Origin of the sequence: Frankia gtarii (assembly GCF_025403375.1) — a bacterium.
Lineage (GTDB): Bacteria > Actinomycetota > Actinomycetes > Frankiales > Frankiaceae > Frankia > Frankia gtarii.
In genome coordinates, this window is sequence record NZ_JAMPTM010000147.1 from 1 (window position 1) to 16,296 (window position 16,296).

The window sequence follows — 16,296 nt, forward strand, 5'->3', positions numbered from 1 at the left end:
CATGCGCGCGGGGTGGGGCGTCAGTTCCGGCGAGCGGTGGGCTGGGAGACCGGCCGTGCGCCCGGGTCTGCCGATGCGGTCGGGCTGCCTGCCGTGCCGGCGTCGCCCCGCAGCCAGTGCCGCTCCACGAAGAACGGCGCCACCGGCAGCACGGAGGCGATCAGGGCCAGCACGGTGCGTCGGCGGGGCCAGCGCCCGACGAATGCCAGGTAGCCGATGAGAGCGCAGTAGGCGAGAAAGAGCGTGCCGTGGATCGGGCCGAGGATCTTCACCCCCTGGGGATGGTCGGCGCCGTACTTGATCCCGGTGGCGATGAGCAGCAGGAGGAACGACGTCGCCTCGGCGAACGAGACGGCGCGGGCAGCGGTCAGGATCCGGGAGCCGCCGTGTGGGGACCTATCGGTCATCGGTGAATCCTCAATCGTCGTCGCGTGTCGTGATCGTCGTGTCGTGATCGTCGTGTCGCGGGTTTGGAGTGCACCGTGGCGGCGAGGTGCGCACCGCCCGGGACACGCCGACCGCTCACCTGGGCGAACAGCGGATTTCGTCACACCTGGCCCGCCTGCGGTTGCACCTGGCCGGTCGGGTCGGCTGGGGCGGTCCAGGTCGGCGGGCACCGGCTGGACCAGCAACTTCTTCTACTGAAAGTAGAAGATAGCTGACGTCGGATGCCCCGATCAGCCCGGACCGTGACCACGCCGACGCCGGTCATCACCCGCCCGTGCCGATCGGGGTGCCGCTGGTCACACCGGCGCAGGTGCGGTGGACATGCAACGATCGAGTCATGTCTGTCGTCCACATCGACGCCGGGCCCGGGTCCGGGTCGGCCAGCGTCCAGACCGCGCCGAGCGGCGTCGCGGTCGCCTCGGCGCGGGTCGCGCCCCCGCGGGACGGCGACAAACCCCATCGTCGCGGCGGGTCCGCCGCGACGACCGACCTCCCACCCGCCGACGCCGCGTTCCGTGCCGGTGCGGTCGGCTTGCACCCCGGTTCCGCCCGCCGGCCCGGCCTCGCCACCACCGCCCCGTTCCTGCGAGCCTGCCGACGGGACCAGCCCGAGACCACGCCGGTGTGGTTCATGCGCCAGGCCGGCCGCGTGCTGCCCGAGTATCGGGCGCTGCGCGCCGACGTGCCGATGCTCGACTCGTGCCGCGACCCGGCGATGATCACCGAGATCACCATGCAGCCGGTGCGCCGCTTCCGGCCGGATGCGGCGATCTTCTTCTCCGACATCGTCGTGCCGCTCGTCGCGATCGGTCTCGACATCGACATCGTCGCCGGAGTAGGGCCGGTCGTCGCCGAGCCCGTGCGCGACGCCGCCGCAGTCGCGGCGCTGCGTGCACTGGAGCCGGACGACGTCCCCTACGTCACGCAGGCGGTCCGCAGCCTGCTCGGGGAGCTCGGCGGCACCCCGCTGATCGGATTCGCGGGCGCGCCGTTCACCCTCGCCAGCTACCTCGTCGAGGGCGGCCCGAGCCGCAACCACCTGCGCACCAAGGCGCTGATGTACGGCGAGCCGAAGCTCTGGCACGACCTGCTCGACCGACTGGCCGTCATCACCACGGCCTTCCTGCGGGTCCAGATCGACGCCGGCGTCGACGCGGTGCAGCTGTTCGACTCCTGGGCCGGTGCGCTCAGCGAGGACGACTACCGGCGCTACGTGGCGCCGCACAGCGCACGGGTGCTGAGTGCTTTCGCCGACGAGGTGCCGCGCATCCACTTCGGGGTCAACACCGGCGAGCTGCTCACCGCCATGGGTCAGGTGGGAGCCGACGTCGTCGGGGTCGACTGGCGGGTCCCCCTCGACGAGGCCGCGCGCCGGATCGGGCCGGGCCGGGCCGTGCAGGGCAACCTCGACCCGGCGGCGGTGTTCGCGCCCGAGTCCGTGCTCGCCGCCAAGGTCGACGACGTCCTCGCCCGTGGTGCGAAGGCGGAGGGGCACGTGTTCAACCTCGGGCACGGTGTCCTGCCGGAGACGGACCCGGGGGTCCTCGCGCACATCGTCGACCTCGTCCACGCCGGTTGAGTCACCACCGGCATCCGGCCGACGTCCGGTTGCCGGTCCACCATCATCGGGGCCCAGTCCCCACCTGACCGAGATCCGTCGCCGAGGCGCGGCCCACCTCCGGTCGGGCGTGGCGCGATGGTGAATCCTGGGGGACGGCACCATTCATCGTGAAGGGCGGCAGGAACGTGCGGGTTGTCATCGTCGGTGGAGGAATCGCCGGGCTCGCCGCGGCACACGCCCTGGCCGGCCACGCCGAGGTGACCGTCCTGGAGGCGGGGGAGCGCGTCGGCGGCAAGCTGCGTACCACCCCGATCGAGGGCCTGAACGTCGAGGAGGGCGCCGAGTCGTTTCTCGCCCGCGTCCCCGACGGTCTGCGGCTGGCCAGGCAGATCGGCCTCGGCCACGACATCGTGCATCCGGCGACGACCCGCGCGTCGCTGTGGATCCGGGGCCGGCTGCGGCCGATTCCGCCGAACACCATGCTCGGCGTGCCGACGGACGCGTTCGGCCTGGTCCGCTCCGGAGTGCTGTCGCCGTGGGGGCTGTTGCGCGCGGCGGCCGACCTGGTCCTGCCGCGCACCCACTTCCCCGACGACCCGACCGTGGGCGGCTTCGTCGGCGCCCGGGTCGGGCGAGAGATCGTCGACCTGCTGGTCGACCCGCTGCTCGGCGGCGTGTACGCCGGGCGGGCCGACGCGCTGTCACTGCGGGCCACCGTGCCGCAGCTCGTGCCGATCCTGGCCGAGGACCGGTCGTTGCTGCTCGGGGCCCATCGGGTGCGAGCCCGTACCGCCCCGGCCGCCTCCGCGCCGACGACGCCGCTGTTCGCCAGTCTTCGCGGCGGGCTGGGGTCGTTCGCGCAGCGGCTGGCCGAGCGGTCCGCCGCGACCGTGCGTACCGGCGTGCTGGTGCGGGCCGTGGAACGCGACGCCGAGGGCTGGCGGGTTGTCTGCGACCGGGTCGGCGGCGGTGAGAAGCCCGAGCCGCTGACGGCCGACGCGGTGATCCTCGCCGTGCCCGCCGGGGTGGCCCGCTCGCTGCTGAGCCCGCTGGCCCCGCACGCGGCCGCCCCGCTCGCCGGCGTCCCCTATGCCTCGGTCGGCCTGGTGACGCTGGTCTACCGGGACGCCACCCTCCCGGCCGGCAGCGGGATCCTGGTGCCGGCGCGGGCGGGCACGTCGGTGAAGGCGGCCACCTTCCTGACCACGAAGTGGCCGCATGTGGGCGCCGGTGGGCTCACGGTCGTGCGGGCGAGCGTCGGCCGCGCCGGCGCCGAGCAGGACCTGCAGCGCGGCGACACCGAGCTCGCCGGCGTGGCAGCGGCGGAGATCGCCCAGATCACGGGGCTGTCGGCGCGTCCCATCGCGACCCGGGTGAGCCGGTGGGGCGGTGCGCTGCCGCAGTACCTCCCGGGCCATCTGAACCGGATCGCCAGCGTGCGCCGGGCGCTGCCGGCCGGCCTGGCGATCGCCGGCGCCGGCTACGACGGCATCGGCATCCCGGCCTGCATCCGCTCCGGGGAGGCCGCCGCCGCCGCGGTGCTGCGCGCCGCCCGGACGGCGCAGGGCAGTCCGGCCGATCCGGTGGGTCCGGGAGTCTGAGGAACAACCTGGTCGGCCGGCCCGGTCGGCCGGGACGAGGAGGAGACGGGTATGCCGGAGTCCACGAAGTCCGTTCAGGAGCTCAACGCCGAGCTCCTCTACACCGGGTGGTCGGTCTTCGCCGCCGACCGCCCGCTGCCCGCCGATCGGACTCCTCTGATCGACGAGGCCGACGCCCTGCTCGAGGGGGCCCTGGCGAAGGACGTCTACACCCGCGGAACGTACGAGATCTCGGGCTACCGGGCCGACGCGGACCTGATGGTCTGGTGGACCAGCCCGGATCCCGACCTGCTGCAGGAGACCTACCAGCGGTTCCGCCAGACGGCGCTGGGCGGCCACCTACGGCCCGTGTGGTCGGCGGTCGGGCTGCACCGCCCGGCGGAGTTCAACCGCAACCACATCCCGGCGTTCGTCCGCCGGGAGGACCCACGCGCGTACATCTGCGTCTATCCGTTCAACCGATCCCTGGAGTGGTACCTGCTGCCGGACTACGAGCGGCGCGGGTTGCTCGCCGAACACGGGATCATGGGCCGCGAGTTCGAGGACGTCCGGGCCAACACGGTCGCCGCGTTCGGCCTGGGCGACTACGAGTGGCTGCTCGCGTTCGAGGCCGACGAGCTGCACCGCATCGTGGACTGCATCCGCCATCTGCGGGCGAGCGCCACCCGTCGGCACACCCGGCTGGAGACCCCGTTCTACAGCGGTGCCCGCAAGTCCCTGGCCGACATCGTCGCCGCCCTGCCCTGACCGGTGTGGCGGGCGCCGCCGTGTCGCCCGCCTGGCCCGGCGCGTGTCGCTGGCCATCGGGCCCGGCGCGCGCCCGCCAGCCCCCGCCTGGCCTGTGTGCTGCAGCCGGCGCCTGCCTGGGCGCCCCCACCCGTCCGGCAGGCGCCGACCGTCCTGTGCTGTGCCCTCCGGTGTCGCGCAGGCGCGAGCCGCAGTACACAGTTCCTTCCCACCTCGACGGCGCCCGTACGGGCCGGGCAGCCGACGGCTCCCCGGCCGCAGCCGAAGAGCCATAACGCACAGTAGCATTGTGGATGCTGCTTGTATACGCAGCGTGTGGCCGGCGTGTGCTGTCCGGAATATCGATATCCACGATTGAACGCGGGAATTTCGCTACGGCGGGTTACCTGCGATCGACCTCTTCTCTGCTACCTTGAGTCGCCACAAACGGACGGATGACGCCGCCGCAACGCTTGGCGGTCACGGCGCCGCCCCGCACCTGCTCCGCGGGCCCCCGGTAGATCGGCTGAGGAGAGCCGGTAACGTGGCCCGTGACCAGGAGTGCCGGCCGCGTCGGTGTCCCGCGGTCCGGTTCGCTCCGGTGTGCACCCCAGTAGAACGCCGGGCAATGCGCGAACAGCCGGCCCGTCGTCCGGGGTGGCCCACAGTCAGTGGCGGGGGAAGATCGCTGGAGGTCCGGTCGATGCATCACCGATGGTTGAGCTCACGGCCGTCCGAGCGAGGCATACCGCGAACCGCGGCAGGATTCTGTCGACCCGGACCACACCCGAGATCCGACGTGCTGTGGCGACCACGCGGCGACCGGCGATCGGCGCAGTGCGGGGCATCATCGTGACTGGGACTATCGGAACATGCCGGACGAACCGTACAGTTCGGGCGAACCTTACGATTCGTTCGATTGATGCGGTGTGGGCGACGGCGCGGCGCCCAGGACCGCCCCGGTGGCGTCATCCCGCGGGTCACGTACCTGGGGGAGGCCACGAGTGACGGAGACGATGTCGGGGGACGCCCGTGCCTCCACCGGGTCGAACTTCGTCCCGCGGTCCCGGCCCGACCCGGTGCCCTACCCCGCGCCGGCCCGGCCCGGCTCCGCCGCTACATCAGGCCCATCGGCTCCGCCGTCGGGCGGCCAGTCCACCGGGACCGGCGGACGCCACAGCGTCGCCCGCGCGCACTCGGCCGCGGCGCTCGAGACCGTGGCCTACCGTGCGCAGGTCACCTGGGAGCGCCGCTACGTGCGGCTGCTGATCCTGTTCGACGCGGGGGCCTGCGTGGTCGCCGCGGGGCTGGCGTTCTTCGTGCGGTTCGGCGACCTCGTCGACTTTGAGACCAAGCCGGTGTCGATCAAGCCGTACATCCTCATGACGGTGCTGCTGCCGGTGGCGTGGGTACTGGCCATGTCGCTGAACCGGGCCTACGAGACCAGGTTCCTCGGCGGCGGGTCGGAGGAGTTCCGCCGGGTGGTCAACGCCGCGGCCAGGTTCACGGCCGCGCTCGCGATCATCTCCTACGCGACCAAGGCCGAGATCGCCCGCAGTTACGTCCTCATCGCGTTCCCCGCGGCGACCCTGCTGTCGGTGGCCGGTCGGGTCATCGGGCGCGGCATCCTGCATCGGATGCGCCGCGCCGGGCGCTGCCTGCACCGGGTCCTCGTGGTCGGCGCCGGCGAGTCCGCCGCCACCCTGGTCCGCCTGGCCCAGCGAGACCCGACGTCGGGCTGGTCCGTGGTCGGCGTGGTGCTCGACCGCTCGCCCGGCCGGCACAGCCACGACCGGCCCGAGCGCAGCGGATTCGACCTGCTCGGGGTGCCGATCGTGGGCACCTCGGAGACCCTGCACACCGCGATCACCGCCACCCACGCCACCACCGTCGCGATCTGCCCGCAGATGGACGGTGAGACCCTGCGCCGGGTGCTGTGGACGCTGGAGGGCAGCGACGTCGACGTGCTCGTCTCCTCCGCGCTGACCGACGTGACCGGCCCGCGGATCTCGATCCGCCCGGTGGCCGGGCTGCCCCTGCTGCACATCGACGAGCCGGAGCTCACCGGGACCCGCCGGGTCATGAAGGGCGTGTTCGACCGCTGCGTCGCCGGCACGGTGATCCTGCTGTTCCTGCCGGTCCTGCTCGGCCTGGGGCTCGCGGTCCGGTTGACCAGCCGCGGGCCGGCGCTGTTCAAGCAGACCCGGGTCGGCCGCGGCGGCGAGCACTTCACGATGTTCAAGTTCCGTTCGATGTACGTCGACGCGGAGGCGCGCAAGGCCGAGCTGGAATCGCGCAACGAGCGCGCCGAGGGCCTGCTGTTCAAGATGCGCGACGACCCTCGGGTCACCCGGGTCGGGAAGTTCCTGCGCAAGTGGTCCCTCGACGAGCTGCCGCAGCTGATCAACGTGCTCAACGGCAGCATGTCGCTGGTCGGCCCACGCCCGCCGCTGCCCTCGGAGGTCGCCCGCTACGAGGACGACGTGCACCGCCGGCTGATGGTGAAGCCCGGCCTGACCGGCCTGTGGCAGATCAGCGGCCGGTCGGATCTGGAGTGGGACGAGTCGGTGCGCCTCGACCTGCGCTACGTGGAGAACTGGTCGCTCGCGATGGACTTCGTCATCCTCTGGCGGACCGTCTTCGCCGTCCTTCGCCGCGAAGGCGCCTACTGACCCGCGGGCCCCGCGCAGGGTTGCGTTACATGAGGGCGATCCAGCCGGCGACGCGCAGGTGGTCGAGGACGCGGTCGACGGCCTCGTCACCGGAGAGCTCCGCCGTGTTCACCGTGACGTCGGCGTCGGTGGGTTGCTCGTACGGGTCCGACACACCGGTGAACGCGGGGATGACGCCGGCTCGGGCCTTGGCGTACAGGCCCTTGCGGTCGCGCGCCTCACAGACCTCCAGCGGCGTCGCGACGTGGACCAGGACAAAGCCGCCGCCGGCCGCGCGGACCATCTCGCGGACCTGCGCGCGCACCGCCGCGTAGGGGGCGATCGGCGCGCAGACCGCGGTGCCGCCGGCCCCCGCCACCGCGGCGGCGACGAACCCGATGCGGCGCACATTCGTGTCCCGGTCCGCGCGGGAGAAGCCCAGGCCCTGCGACAGCTGGGTGCGCACCACGTCGCCGTCAAGCAGAGTCACCCGTCGCCCACCCTGCTCGAGCAGCCGGCAGACCAGCAACCCGGCCAGGGTCGACTTCCCGGAACCGGACAGCCCCGTGAAGAAGATGGTCAGCCCACGCTGGGAGCGTGGGGGGATCGCCTGGGCGAGTTCCGCGGCCACCGCGGGCGGGGTCAGCTCGGCAGGGATCGGACCCCCGGCTTCGAGCAGTGAGGCCAGCTCCTGGCGGCCCGGTGCGCCGATGGCCGGGCCGATCAGGCTGCCGGACAGTCCGTAGTTGCTGGCCAGATGCGCGCGCTGGGCGTTGAGCCGGGCCAGGTCCTCGGTGTCACCGTTCGGCGGCGGCTCGCCGCCCGCAGCGCCGAGGTCCGTCTCGAAGGGAATGCCCGCACGCGACAGGCTCGCCGGTTCGATGCCAGCCGGTTCGATGCCGGCCGGCCCGGGGGGCGGTAGGCGGTGGGCGCCGCCGGCGGGTGGCAGGACCGTCGCGCTCATACCGGGTTCCCGAGGGGTGGCCAGCAGCGGCGAGGGGATCGCCGGGACGAGGACCAGCAGGCTGCGGTGGCGCGGCTGGTGGTCGGCACCCGGGCGGCGATAGGGGTCGGGCGCCGGCTCGTGCCGGCGGCCGGCGGCACCCGCCGCGAGCGCGTCGGAGGCCACCGCCTCGGAGGCCAGGGTCGCCTCGCTCGGGCGCAGCGGCGCGTCGACGGCGTCGAGCGCAGCCTGCAGGCAACGGACCCGCAGGTGGTGCCCGGCATCCGCCGGGTCGGCGCCGCCCACCGGGGCGAGCACCACGCACCGCTTGCCCTGCCGGGTCAGGGCCCGGATACGCCCCACGTCTGCGGTATGCAGCAGGCCGTCGGCCCAGACCGCCCACGCCGCCCCCGCTCCCACCTGCGGGCCGGTCCAACCTCGGGCGCGCAGCTCGGCGCGCAGCTGGTCCGGGGTCAGCCGCAGCGCGGGATGGTCCGGGTGGTGGGGCAGGCGCAGCCCCTCCAGGGTGCCGACCAGGCGCACGGGGGACCCGGCTGGAGACGGGAGCAGCGTGCGCAGATGCAGGGCGGCGATCATCACTCCTTCCAGGTCTCGGAGGGCAACGGTCACGCCTGCCGCCAGCGGGTCGGTCTCGGCGGCCGGGACGGCGAGGGTCGGGACCGGCACGCCGGCGACCTCCTGTTCCGCCGGGTAGCCGGGATTCGGGCCGAAGGCGCCGACGAGCAGCAGCTCCAGCTCGGCGAGTTGCAGCGGCGTCAGGGTAAGCGACGGCCAGTCGAGCGAGGCCGTCACCAGCTCCGCGGCGCGCTCCGGCGTCACCAGCGCGAGTAGTGAATCGGCGGTGGCGGGTCCGCCCGTGGGGCCGGCGGCCCGTGCGGGGCCCGGCTCCGGGACGCGGTGGGGATCAGGATCGGGATGGGAGGTGGCACTCACACCCGCGACCGTAACGGGTGACAGACTCCGTCCCGATGAACACCGACGACACCCGCCGGCCGGCCACCGTCCCCGTCGACATCGCGACCGACGAACTCGACGACGACGTCCTGGCCCGGCGACTGGCCACGGATGCCGGCAAACTGCTGCTCAGGATCCGGGAGGAGGTCGGGTTCGCCGCGCCCGCCACCCTGCGCGACGCCGGTGACGCGCGTTCCCATCAACTTCTGATCCGGGCACTGACCCGCCACCGCCCGCAGGATGCGGTGCTGTCCGAGGAGGGCGTCGACGACCCGGCCCGGCTGTCCGCCGAGCGGGTCTGGATCGTCGACCCGCTCGACGGCACCCGCGAGTTCGCCGAGCCCGGGCGGACGGACTGGGCGGTGCACGTCGCGTTGTGGCGCGCCGGCGAGCTCATCGCCGGGGCCGTCGCCCTGCCGGCGCTGAACGTGACGCTGTCGGGCGGCGGCGACCAGCCGACCCGGCCCGCCGCGGCGCGCCCGCCGCGGATCGTCGCCAGTCGCACCCGGGCGCCCCGCCTCGTCGGGGAGGTAGCCGAGGCTCTGGGCGCCAGCGTCGTCCCCATGGGGTCGGCCGGTGCGAAGGCCGCCGCGGTCATCCGCGGCCAGGCGGAGATCTACCTGCATGCCGGCGGGCAGTACGAGTGGGACTCGGCGGCCCCGGTGGCGGTCGCGCGGGCGACGGGGCTGCACACGAGCCGCCTCGACGGCACCCCGCTGCGGTACAACCAGCCCGACCCGTCACTGCCCGACCTGGTCATCTGTGATGCGACCCTGGCCCCGGCGGTGCTTGCGGCGATTCGAGCGGCCGATCCGCGGCGGTGAGAGGCCGCCTTCGGCGACCACCCGGTGCCGCTGGTGGCTCGGGTGCGCGCCGACCGCGACCATCGGTTCTGGCATCGTGTCGCGGGTGGGTGGCATGGGGGGAATTGTGCCTCGGGTGAGCTGGTTAACGTCGGCGAAACTGTCGGCGCGACGGCCGGGTCGGCTATTTTGAACGGATACATCGGCGAGACGAGGGGTTTTCGCGTGCCTGTCACGGGTTACGAGCTCACCCACCTGCAGATGCTCGAGGCCGAGGCCATCCACATCTTCCGCGAGGTGGCGGCGGAGTTCGAGCGTCCCGCGCTGCTGTTCAGCGGCGGGAAGGACTCGATCGTCATGCTGCGGGTGGCCGAGAAGGCGTTCTGGCCCGCGAAGCTGCCCTTCCCGTTGCTGCACATCGACACCGGCCACAACTTTGACGAGGTGCTGGCGTTCCGGGACCGCCGCGCGACCGAGCTCGGCGCCCGCCTGGTGGTCGGCTCCGTGCAGGCGGCGATCGACGGCGGCGAACTCACCGAGGACACCCGGCCCGGGGCGTCGCGCAACCAGCTGCAGACGCCGGTGCTGCTCGACTCGATCACGGACAACCGGTTCGACGCCGTGTTCGGCGGCGCCCGGCGCGACGAGGAGAAGGCCCGGGCCAAGGAGCGGGTGTACTCCTTCCGCGACGAGTTCGGCCAGTGGGATCCCAAGAACCAGCGCCCCGAGCTGTGGTCGCTCTACAACGGCCGGCACCGCCCCGGCGAGCACATCCGGGTCTTCCCGCTGTCGAACTGGACCGAGCTGGACATCTGGCGCTACATCGCCCAGGAGCGCCTGGAGATCCCCTCGATCTACTACGCGCACAGCCGCGAGACCTTCGAGCGTGACGGCATGCTGCTCGCGGTCACCCCGCTGACCCAGCCGCGCGTCGGCGAGGTCGTGGTGCCGCGTCAGGTCCGATACCGCACGGTCGGTGACATCACCTGCACCGGCGCGGTCGAGTCGACGGCGGCGACCGTCGACGAGGTCATCGCCGAGGTCGCGGCGACGCGGATCACCGAGCGGGGCGCGACCCGCGCCGACGACCGGGTCAGCGAGGCGGCGATGGAGGACCGGAAGCGGGAGGGGTACTTCTGATGGCCGAGCTGCTGCGCGTCGCGACCGCGGGGTCGGTCGACGACGGGAAGTCAACGTTGATCGGCCGGCTCCTCTACGACACGAAGTCGCTGTTCACCGACCAGCTCGCCGCCGTCGAGCGGACCAGCCGGGAGCGCGGCGACGGCTACGTCGACCTCGCGCTGCTCACCGACGGCCTGCGGGCCGAGCGGGAGCAGGGCATCACCATCGACGTCGCCTACCGCTACTTCGCCACCCCGCGGCGGTCGTTCATCCTCGCGGACACCCCGGGGCACGTGCAGTACACCCGCAACATGGTCACCGGTGCCTCGACCGCCGACCTCGCGCTGCTGCTCGTGGACGCGCGCAAGGGCATCGTCGAGCAGACCCGCCGGCACGCGTTCCTGGCGTCGCTGCTGCGGGTACCCCACCTGGTGCTCTGCGTGAACAAGATGGACCTCGTCGACTTCGATCGAGAAGTCTTCGAGAAGATCAAGGAAGATTTCCGGCACTTCGCCGCGAAGCTGGAGATCGTCGACGTCACAACAATCCCGGTGTCCGCGCTGACCGGTGACAACGTGGTGTCCCGCTCGCCGAGCACGCCCTGGTATGACGGCAGCTCGTTGCTGCACCACCTGGAGGAGCTGCACATCGCCTCCGACCGCAACCTGATCGATGTGCGGTTCCCGGTGCAGTGGGTGGTCCGGCCGCGCAGCGAGGAGCTGCACGACTACCGCGGCTACGCCGGCCAGGTCGCCGGCGGCGTGATCAAGCCCGGTGACGACGTCATCGTGCTGCCGTCCGGGCTGACGTCGCGGGTCGTCGGGATCGACACCTACGACGGGCCGGTCGAGGAGGCGTTCCCCCCGATGTCGGTCACCGTCCGCCTGGAGGACGACCTCGACGTCTCCCGCGGGGACATGATCGCGCGGCCGAACAACCAGCCCACGGTCGGGCAGGACCTCCACCTCATGGTCTCCTGGATGGTCGACGCGCCCCTGCGCCGGCGCGCCCGGGTCGGGATCAAGCACACCACCCGGTCGGTACGGGCGATGGTCACCGATGTCTCCTACCGCGTCGACATCGACACGCTGCACCGCGACGAGACCGTCGACTCGCTGGGCCTCAACGACATCGGCCGGATCGCCCTGCGGACGACCTCGCCACTGTGCTACGACCCGTACCGCCGTAACCGCAACACGGGCAGCGTGCTGCTCATCGACGAGGTGAGCGGAACCACCCTCGGTGCGGGGATGATCCTCTAACGGCGGACCTGCCCGTTCTCCCACCGGGATCGTCAACCGTTCGGCCGCAGCGCTTCGTCCGGCGGGATCCGCGCCTCGCCGAGCGCCGCTGCCCCGGCGAGGATGGGCAGCCGATCGTTGTTGGCGACCAGGGCCGGACTCTCCAGCCAGGCCAGGTACGCGCCTCGTTGCGCCGGGGTCATCGCCGCGGCCGGTCGGAGATTGCCCGCCGCGTCGAGGAAATCCGTCGCCGGACCGGTGATGTATCCGTCGGTGTGCGGATCCCCGGTGTACACCCGGCGCCGCCCGTCGCCGCCGGTCACCGTGATCGGTCGTAGCGGGTCCCCGGCGCGGCGTGTCCAGAGCTGGCGGGCGCTCGCCTCGTAGGTCGCGGCCCACTGCGGGCCGACCCGCGATGCCTCCCGCAGCCGGGCGAGGATCCACGCCGGTCGGGCGGTGGACACGTCGCGGTAGCGCTCCCGGACGAGGGCCTCGATCATGTCCACCGTCGTCCCGACGCCGAGATGGACGAACGTGGCGGCTGGATCCGTCGGGTCGATCGACGTGGCCACCGTGCCGAGCAGGTCGAGGATCACCGTCTGCCGCCGGCGGTGGGCTGACCCGGCTTGCGCATGCTCGCGTAGCACCGCGTCGGCGGCGTCGCCGAGGGCGCCGGTGAAGAACGCCTGCGCTCGGGCACCCCGCAGGTAGCCCAGCGCCCGCGGGCTCGACGGGTAGCCGCCGGCCGCGGCGTTCCAGCCCCGTGTGCGCCCCGCCACCCGCTCGTCGAGCCCGATCGCGTAGGCTGCGGCGTCCCGACCGAGCAGCCCGGCGAGCGCACCGCCGCGCAGGCATTCCCGCAGCAATGCCCGCCATGCCGCGACCGGGACCTCCCGGGCGGCGGAGTTCGTCCCCGGCGGGGAGACCGGCCCGGGAACGACCGCCGTCACCGCGTCGTACATCTCCTCCTGGTACGTCCGCAGCGCGGGGACGAGGGCGGCGCGCAGGTGCAGCGGCAGTGCCGGCCCGTCGGCGGCGTTGACGGCCCCGGCGAGGCGGGCGACGAAGTCCGCCGAGCCGCGCGGATCCGCCCGCCGCGCCGCCGGACCGCCGGCCGCGGCGATCAGCCCGGCCCAGGCTCGGCCGGTCGCGTCGTCGAGCCCGATGGCCACCGGTAGCCCCAGCTCCGCGATGGCGGCGCCACCCAGGACCGCCTCGACGTACCGCGTGGCGAACCGGGCCGCCAGCGCCGGTTCGGCGGCGATCGCGGCCAGCAACGCGCCCCGGTACCCGCGGTCCGCCGTCGCGCGAAGCACCGTGCCCGCGACCTGACCGGGCGTCGGCGCCCGGCCGGCCGCCGGTCCACGCGGGGCCGCGGCGGCGGTCGGCGGTGCCCCGGGTTCCGGTGGCCCGATCCCGGGGCCGAAGGCCAGTCGGCCCAGCCGGTCGAGCAACGCGCCGTCGACGTGGCCGACCGCCAGCAACGGGGTCAGCAGCACGGTCTCGGCGTGGTCGAGGCGTCCCTGGGTGTTGAACCGGCCCAGCCAGGAGTCGCCGAGCGACCGGCCGCGCGTGTAGGCGGCAAACGTCCGGCCGAGAACGCCCTCGGCGTCCCGCCGGTCCACTCCGGACGGCGATGCCGGCCGGTTGACCATCGGCCCGCGGGCCCGTCCGGAGACGCTGGTGAGCAGCTGCGCGAGCCCGGCCGGCCCGAGCGCGTCGTAGAAGCCGGCGATGAAGTCGGGGTCGCCGGCTCGCGAGCCCAGCAGGCCCAGTGCTTCCTGCGGGCTGGCCGATGGCGCGCCGCGGCCCCCCGGCTCGCGGCCCGCCGGTGATCCCAGCCGCCGTCCGGCGCGGGGATCGGTCACGCGGGCCGGGTGCCCGGCCGACCCGGTGGGCCGGCTGGTCCGCCCGTCCGCGCCCGCCGGCCCGATGCCGGACAGCAGCGACCGGCCCGCGGCCCGACCTGCGGCGAGTGCTGTCGCTCCTGCGCGCGCAGTGTCGGTAACGGCCTCGGCCTCGGCCTCGCCCTCGGAAATGGCCTCGGTGTCGAGGACGGGTCGGACGTCGAGGAGCGCCGGTGCGCGGTGCACGGCCGGCGAGATGACTACTGCCGTCGCCGGGAGGGACCGCCCCGCGTCGTCGGCGCCCTCCGCCAGGGCGAGCCGGCGGCGCAGCATCGCGGCGTCGGCATCGAGCTCGTCGCCGAGCCGGGCCAGCCGAGCCGCCCAGCCGGCCGGGCCGCCCACCTGTGCCAAGGCGTGGGCAACCGTCCGCGCCCCGGAGTGCAGGGCCTCGCCGGCAGCGCGCACCGCGGCCGCAAGCGGGCGGAGCCGGACAGGATCGAAGACCACGCGGTCCCCGCCCGCACCGGACCCGGGGGGTAGGGCCACAGCGGCGAGGCGGGCGCCGGCACCGAGGCTCGCCACCGGTGTCAGCCGATCGCCCGCGGCGGGGCAGCGGGCGCCGTCGACGTTCCGGTCGAGCCCGAGCGGGCCTGCTCGCAAACCAGCAGGCAATGGTCGAGCAGGGCGGTCGCCTCGGCGGCGAGGCGCCGCATCCGGCCGGCCCACAGCTGCGCCGCCCGGCCGTCCCACGCGCCGGTGCCGGCGGCCGTGACCCGGTCCAGGGCGGCCGTCACCTCCCGCCGGGTGCGCGCCACCGCGGCGAGCGCGCCGGGCGCCGTCGTCCGGGCTTCATCGGGGATCGTCATCTGCTACCACCGCCGTCGGGTCAGGTTCGGTGCGGCGACGCTAACAACGCGGCGGTGGGTCGCGCTGCTCCTCATCGGATCCTGTGGACGACGGCTGTGGGAATCGCCGACCTGTGGATAAAACGCGGCCACCGCCAACTCTGCTCCGCCGGGCATGGACGGTCCGGGGTGGTGGACGACGACGGCGCGACACCGACGGGAATGCGACGTCGCTACGAGTCGCGTGGGCCGCGCAGGTAGCGCAGGAAGAGGTTGCCGTCCTCGACGAGTGCCTGAACCAGGCGCATCGTGGTCGGTTCGGGCCACGGCGGGCCCTCCACGATGCCCATCCGACCGGGCCCGGCCAGCAGCGGCGCCACGGTCAGGCACAGCTCGTCGAGCAGGCCGGCACCGGCCAGCTGGGCGTGCAGCAACGGGCCGCCTTCCGTGAGCACTCGGGTCATCCCCCGTTCGGCCAGGGCCGCGAGGGCCGCCGTCGGGTCGACGGTCGAGTCACCGCAGATGACGACCTCGGCCACCGCCGAGAGTGCCTGCCGCTTGGCCGATGGGGCGGCGTCGCAGGTGAGTACGACGGGGCGGACCTCGGCGTCGAACAGCCGGGCGCCGGGGTCGAGGCCCGCGGTCGCGGTGACCACGGCGATCGGGGGGACCGCGGCGAGCCCGGCGCCCCGCCGCCGATCCCGCCGTTCGGGCGTGACGATCACCGGCCCGTAGTTCTCGTGGCGGACGGTGCCGGCGCCGACGAGCACGACGTCGCTGAGCCAGCGCAGCAGCTGGAAGACTCGCCTGTCCGCGTCGCCGCCCAGCGGTCCGGACCGGCCGCCCACCTCCGCGGCCCCGTCGACGGAACTGACGAAGTTCGCTCGAACGTAACTGGTCTGCCCCGCGCCGGGCGGGTAGGCGTAGGCCTCGTCGAGGTCGACTTCGGCCGCCTTCGCGACGACCTCGTCGCCGCCGGTCGGATCGTCCGCCGCGACGATGGCACCGCCGGCACCCGGCGAGGCGAGCGGCGCGGGCGTGCCGGGCCTGTCGGGCCTGTCGGAGAAGCCGGGAACCGGGAGGATGCGTCGCACCGAGCCGACTGTAGCCGTTCGGCGGGCGGTCACCCGGCTCGTCCCGTCCCCCGACCGGCGGCCATCCGGCCTGTTCGCGCTGCCCCGACCGGCGGCCGTCCGGCCTGTCCGCCCCGATCGGTCCGGACACTGTGAGTTCGGTCCCGGCGGCGCGCGGCGGGCGGCCCGTCCCGGACTGCTTCGTAGGCTGGTGGGGTGGTGCAGCGCCTCGTCGACCGCCGGCCGCAGGTCCGGCCGGACGATCTGATCGCCGCGCTCGTCCCGCCGCCGCGCTTCGATGCCGTCCGCTTTGCCGGCTATCTGCCTGACCCCGCGGAGCCGAGCCAGAGCGCCGCGGTCACCGCCCTGTCCGTGTTCGCCGACCGGGTGAACGCTGCTCCCGGCGCCGGAGGCCGTCGCGCCGGCGGCAGCCGGGGCGCCTGGTCGGGGCTGTTCGGGCG

General features: G+C 73.7%; 12 protein-coding genes and 1 pseudogene. 8 read left to right on the forward strand and 5 right to left on the reverse strand.

Features of this window, described 5'->3' with window-relative positions; genetic code table 11:
• Window positions 1–20: 20 nt before the first annotated feature.
• Window positions 21–407, reverse strand: a complete 387-nt coding sequence (locus tag NBZ83_RS19985) for a DUF3817 domain-containing protein (RefSeq protein ID WP_261569231.1) — start codon at window positions 405–407, stop codon at window positions 21–23.
• Between the two features lie 377 nt (window positions 408–784).
• Between NBZ83_RS19985 and hemE the strand changes: the two genes are divergently transcribed.
• The 4 genes from hemE (at window position 785) to NBZ83_RS20005 (ending at window position 7,007) form a co-directional block, all read left to right on the forward strand.
• A complete protein-coding gene (hemE, locus tag NBZ83_RS19990) occupies window positions 785–2,026 on the forward strand; it encodes a uroporphyrinogen decarboxylase (RefSeq protein WP_261569232.1) in 1,242 nt (413 codons plus the stop codon).
• Window positions 2,027–2,193: 167 nt separating this feature from the next.
• Window positions 2,194–3,609 carry a protoporphyrinogen oxidase gene (hemG, locus tag NBZ83_RS19995; protein WP_261569233.1) on the forward strand — a complete coding sequence of 472 codons (1,416 nt, stop codon included), beginning with the start codon at window positions 2,194–2,196 and terminating at the stop codon, window positions 3,607–3,609.
• A gap of 51 nt (window positions 3,610–3,660) precedes the next feature.
• A complete protein-coding gene (hemQ, locus tag NBZ83_RS20000; RefSeq protein ID WP_261569234.1) occupies window positions 3,661–4,356 on the forward strand; it encodes a hydrogen peroxide-dependent heme synthase in 696 nt (231 codons plus the stop codon).
• Window positions 4,357–5,351: 995 nt separating this feature from the next.
• Window positions 5,352–7,007, forward strand: coding sequence for a sugar transferase (locus NBZ83_RS20005; RefSeq protein ID WP_264763563.1), 1,656 nt, complete (start codon window positions 5,352–5,354; stop codon window positions 7,005–7,007).
• Between the two features lie 25 nt (window positions 7,008–7,032).
• Here NBZ83_RS20005 and cysC read toward each other — a convergent pair whose 3' ends face one another.
• Window positions 7,033–8,883, reverse strand: a complete 1,851-nt coding sequence (gene cysC / locus NBZ83_RS20010; protein WP_261575569.1) for an adenylyl-sulfate kinase — start codon at window positions 8,881–8,883, stop codon at window positions 7,033–7,035.
• Window positions 8,884–8,918: 35 nt separating this feature from the next.
• On the opposite strand from cysC, the gene NBZ83_RS20015 reads away from it, so the two are divergent.
• The 3 genes from NBZ83_RS20015 (at window position 8,919) to NBZ83_RS20025 (ending at window position 12,091) form a co-directional block, all read left to right on the forward strand.
• Window positions 8,919–9,728 (forward strand): 3'(2'),5'-bisphosphate nucleotidase CysQ, encoded by an 810-nt coding sequence (locus tag NBZ83_RS20015; protein ID WP_261575573.1) that lies wholly within the window; start codon window positions 8,919–8,921, stop codon window positions 9,726–9,728.
• Between the two features lie 204 nt (window positions 9,729–9,932).
• Window positions 9,933–10,847, forward strand: a complete 915-nt coding sequence (gene cysD, locus NBZ83_RS20020; RefSeq protein WP_261575570.1) for a sulfate adenylyltransferase subunit CysD — start codon at window positions 9,933–9,935, stop codon at window positions 10,845–10,847.
• Window positions 10,847–12,091: a sulfate adenylyltransferase subunit 1 gene (locus NBZ83_RS20025; protein WP_261569238.1), complete on the forward strand. Its 1,245-nt coding sequence runs from the start codon at window positions 10,847–10,849 to the stop codon at window positions 12,089–12,091. Before cysD ends, NBZ83_RS20025 begins: the two co-directional genes overlap by 1 nt.
• 32 nt (window positions 12,092–12,123) lie before the next feature.
• Here NBZ83_RS20025 and NBZ83_RS20030 read toward each other — a convergent pair whose 3' ends face one another.
• The 3 genes from NBZ83_RS20030 to NBZ83_RS20040 form a co-directional block, all read right to left on the reverse strand.
• Window positions 12,124–14,499: a hypothetical protein gene (locus NBZ83_RS20030; protein ID WP_261575571.1), complete on the reverse strand. Its 2,376-nt coding sequence runs from the start codon at window positions 14,497–14,499 to the stop codon at window positions 12,124–12,126.
• Between the two features lie 5 nt (window positions 14,500–14,504).
• The gene (locus NBZ83_RS20035) at window positions 14,505–14,783 is read right to left on the reverse strand and encodes a hypothetical protein (protein WP_261575572.1); all 279 of its coding nucleotides are present in this window, start codon (window positions 14,781–14,783) and stop codon (window positions 14,505–14,507) included.
• Window positions 14,784–14,995: 212 nt separating this feature from the next.
• Window positions 14,996–15,856 carry a pyrimidine reductase family protein gene (locus tag NBZ83_RS20040; protein ID WP_438803322.1) on the reverse strand — a complete coding sequence of 287 codons (861 nt, stop codon included), beginning with the start codon at window positions 15,854–15,856 and terminating at the stop codon, window positions 14,996–14,998.
• A 195-nt stretch (window positions 15,857–16,051) separates the two neighbouring features.
• On the opposite strand from NBZ83_RS20040, the pseudogene NBZ83_RS20045 reads away from it, so the two are divergent.
• Window positions 16,052–16,296: pseudogene (locus tag NBZ83_RS20045) on the forward strand (cell division protein ZapE); the annotation flags it as partial.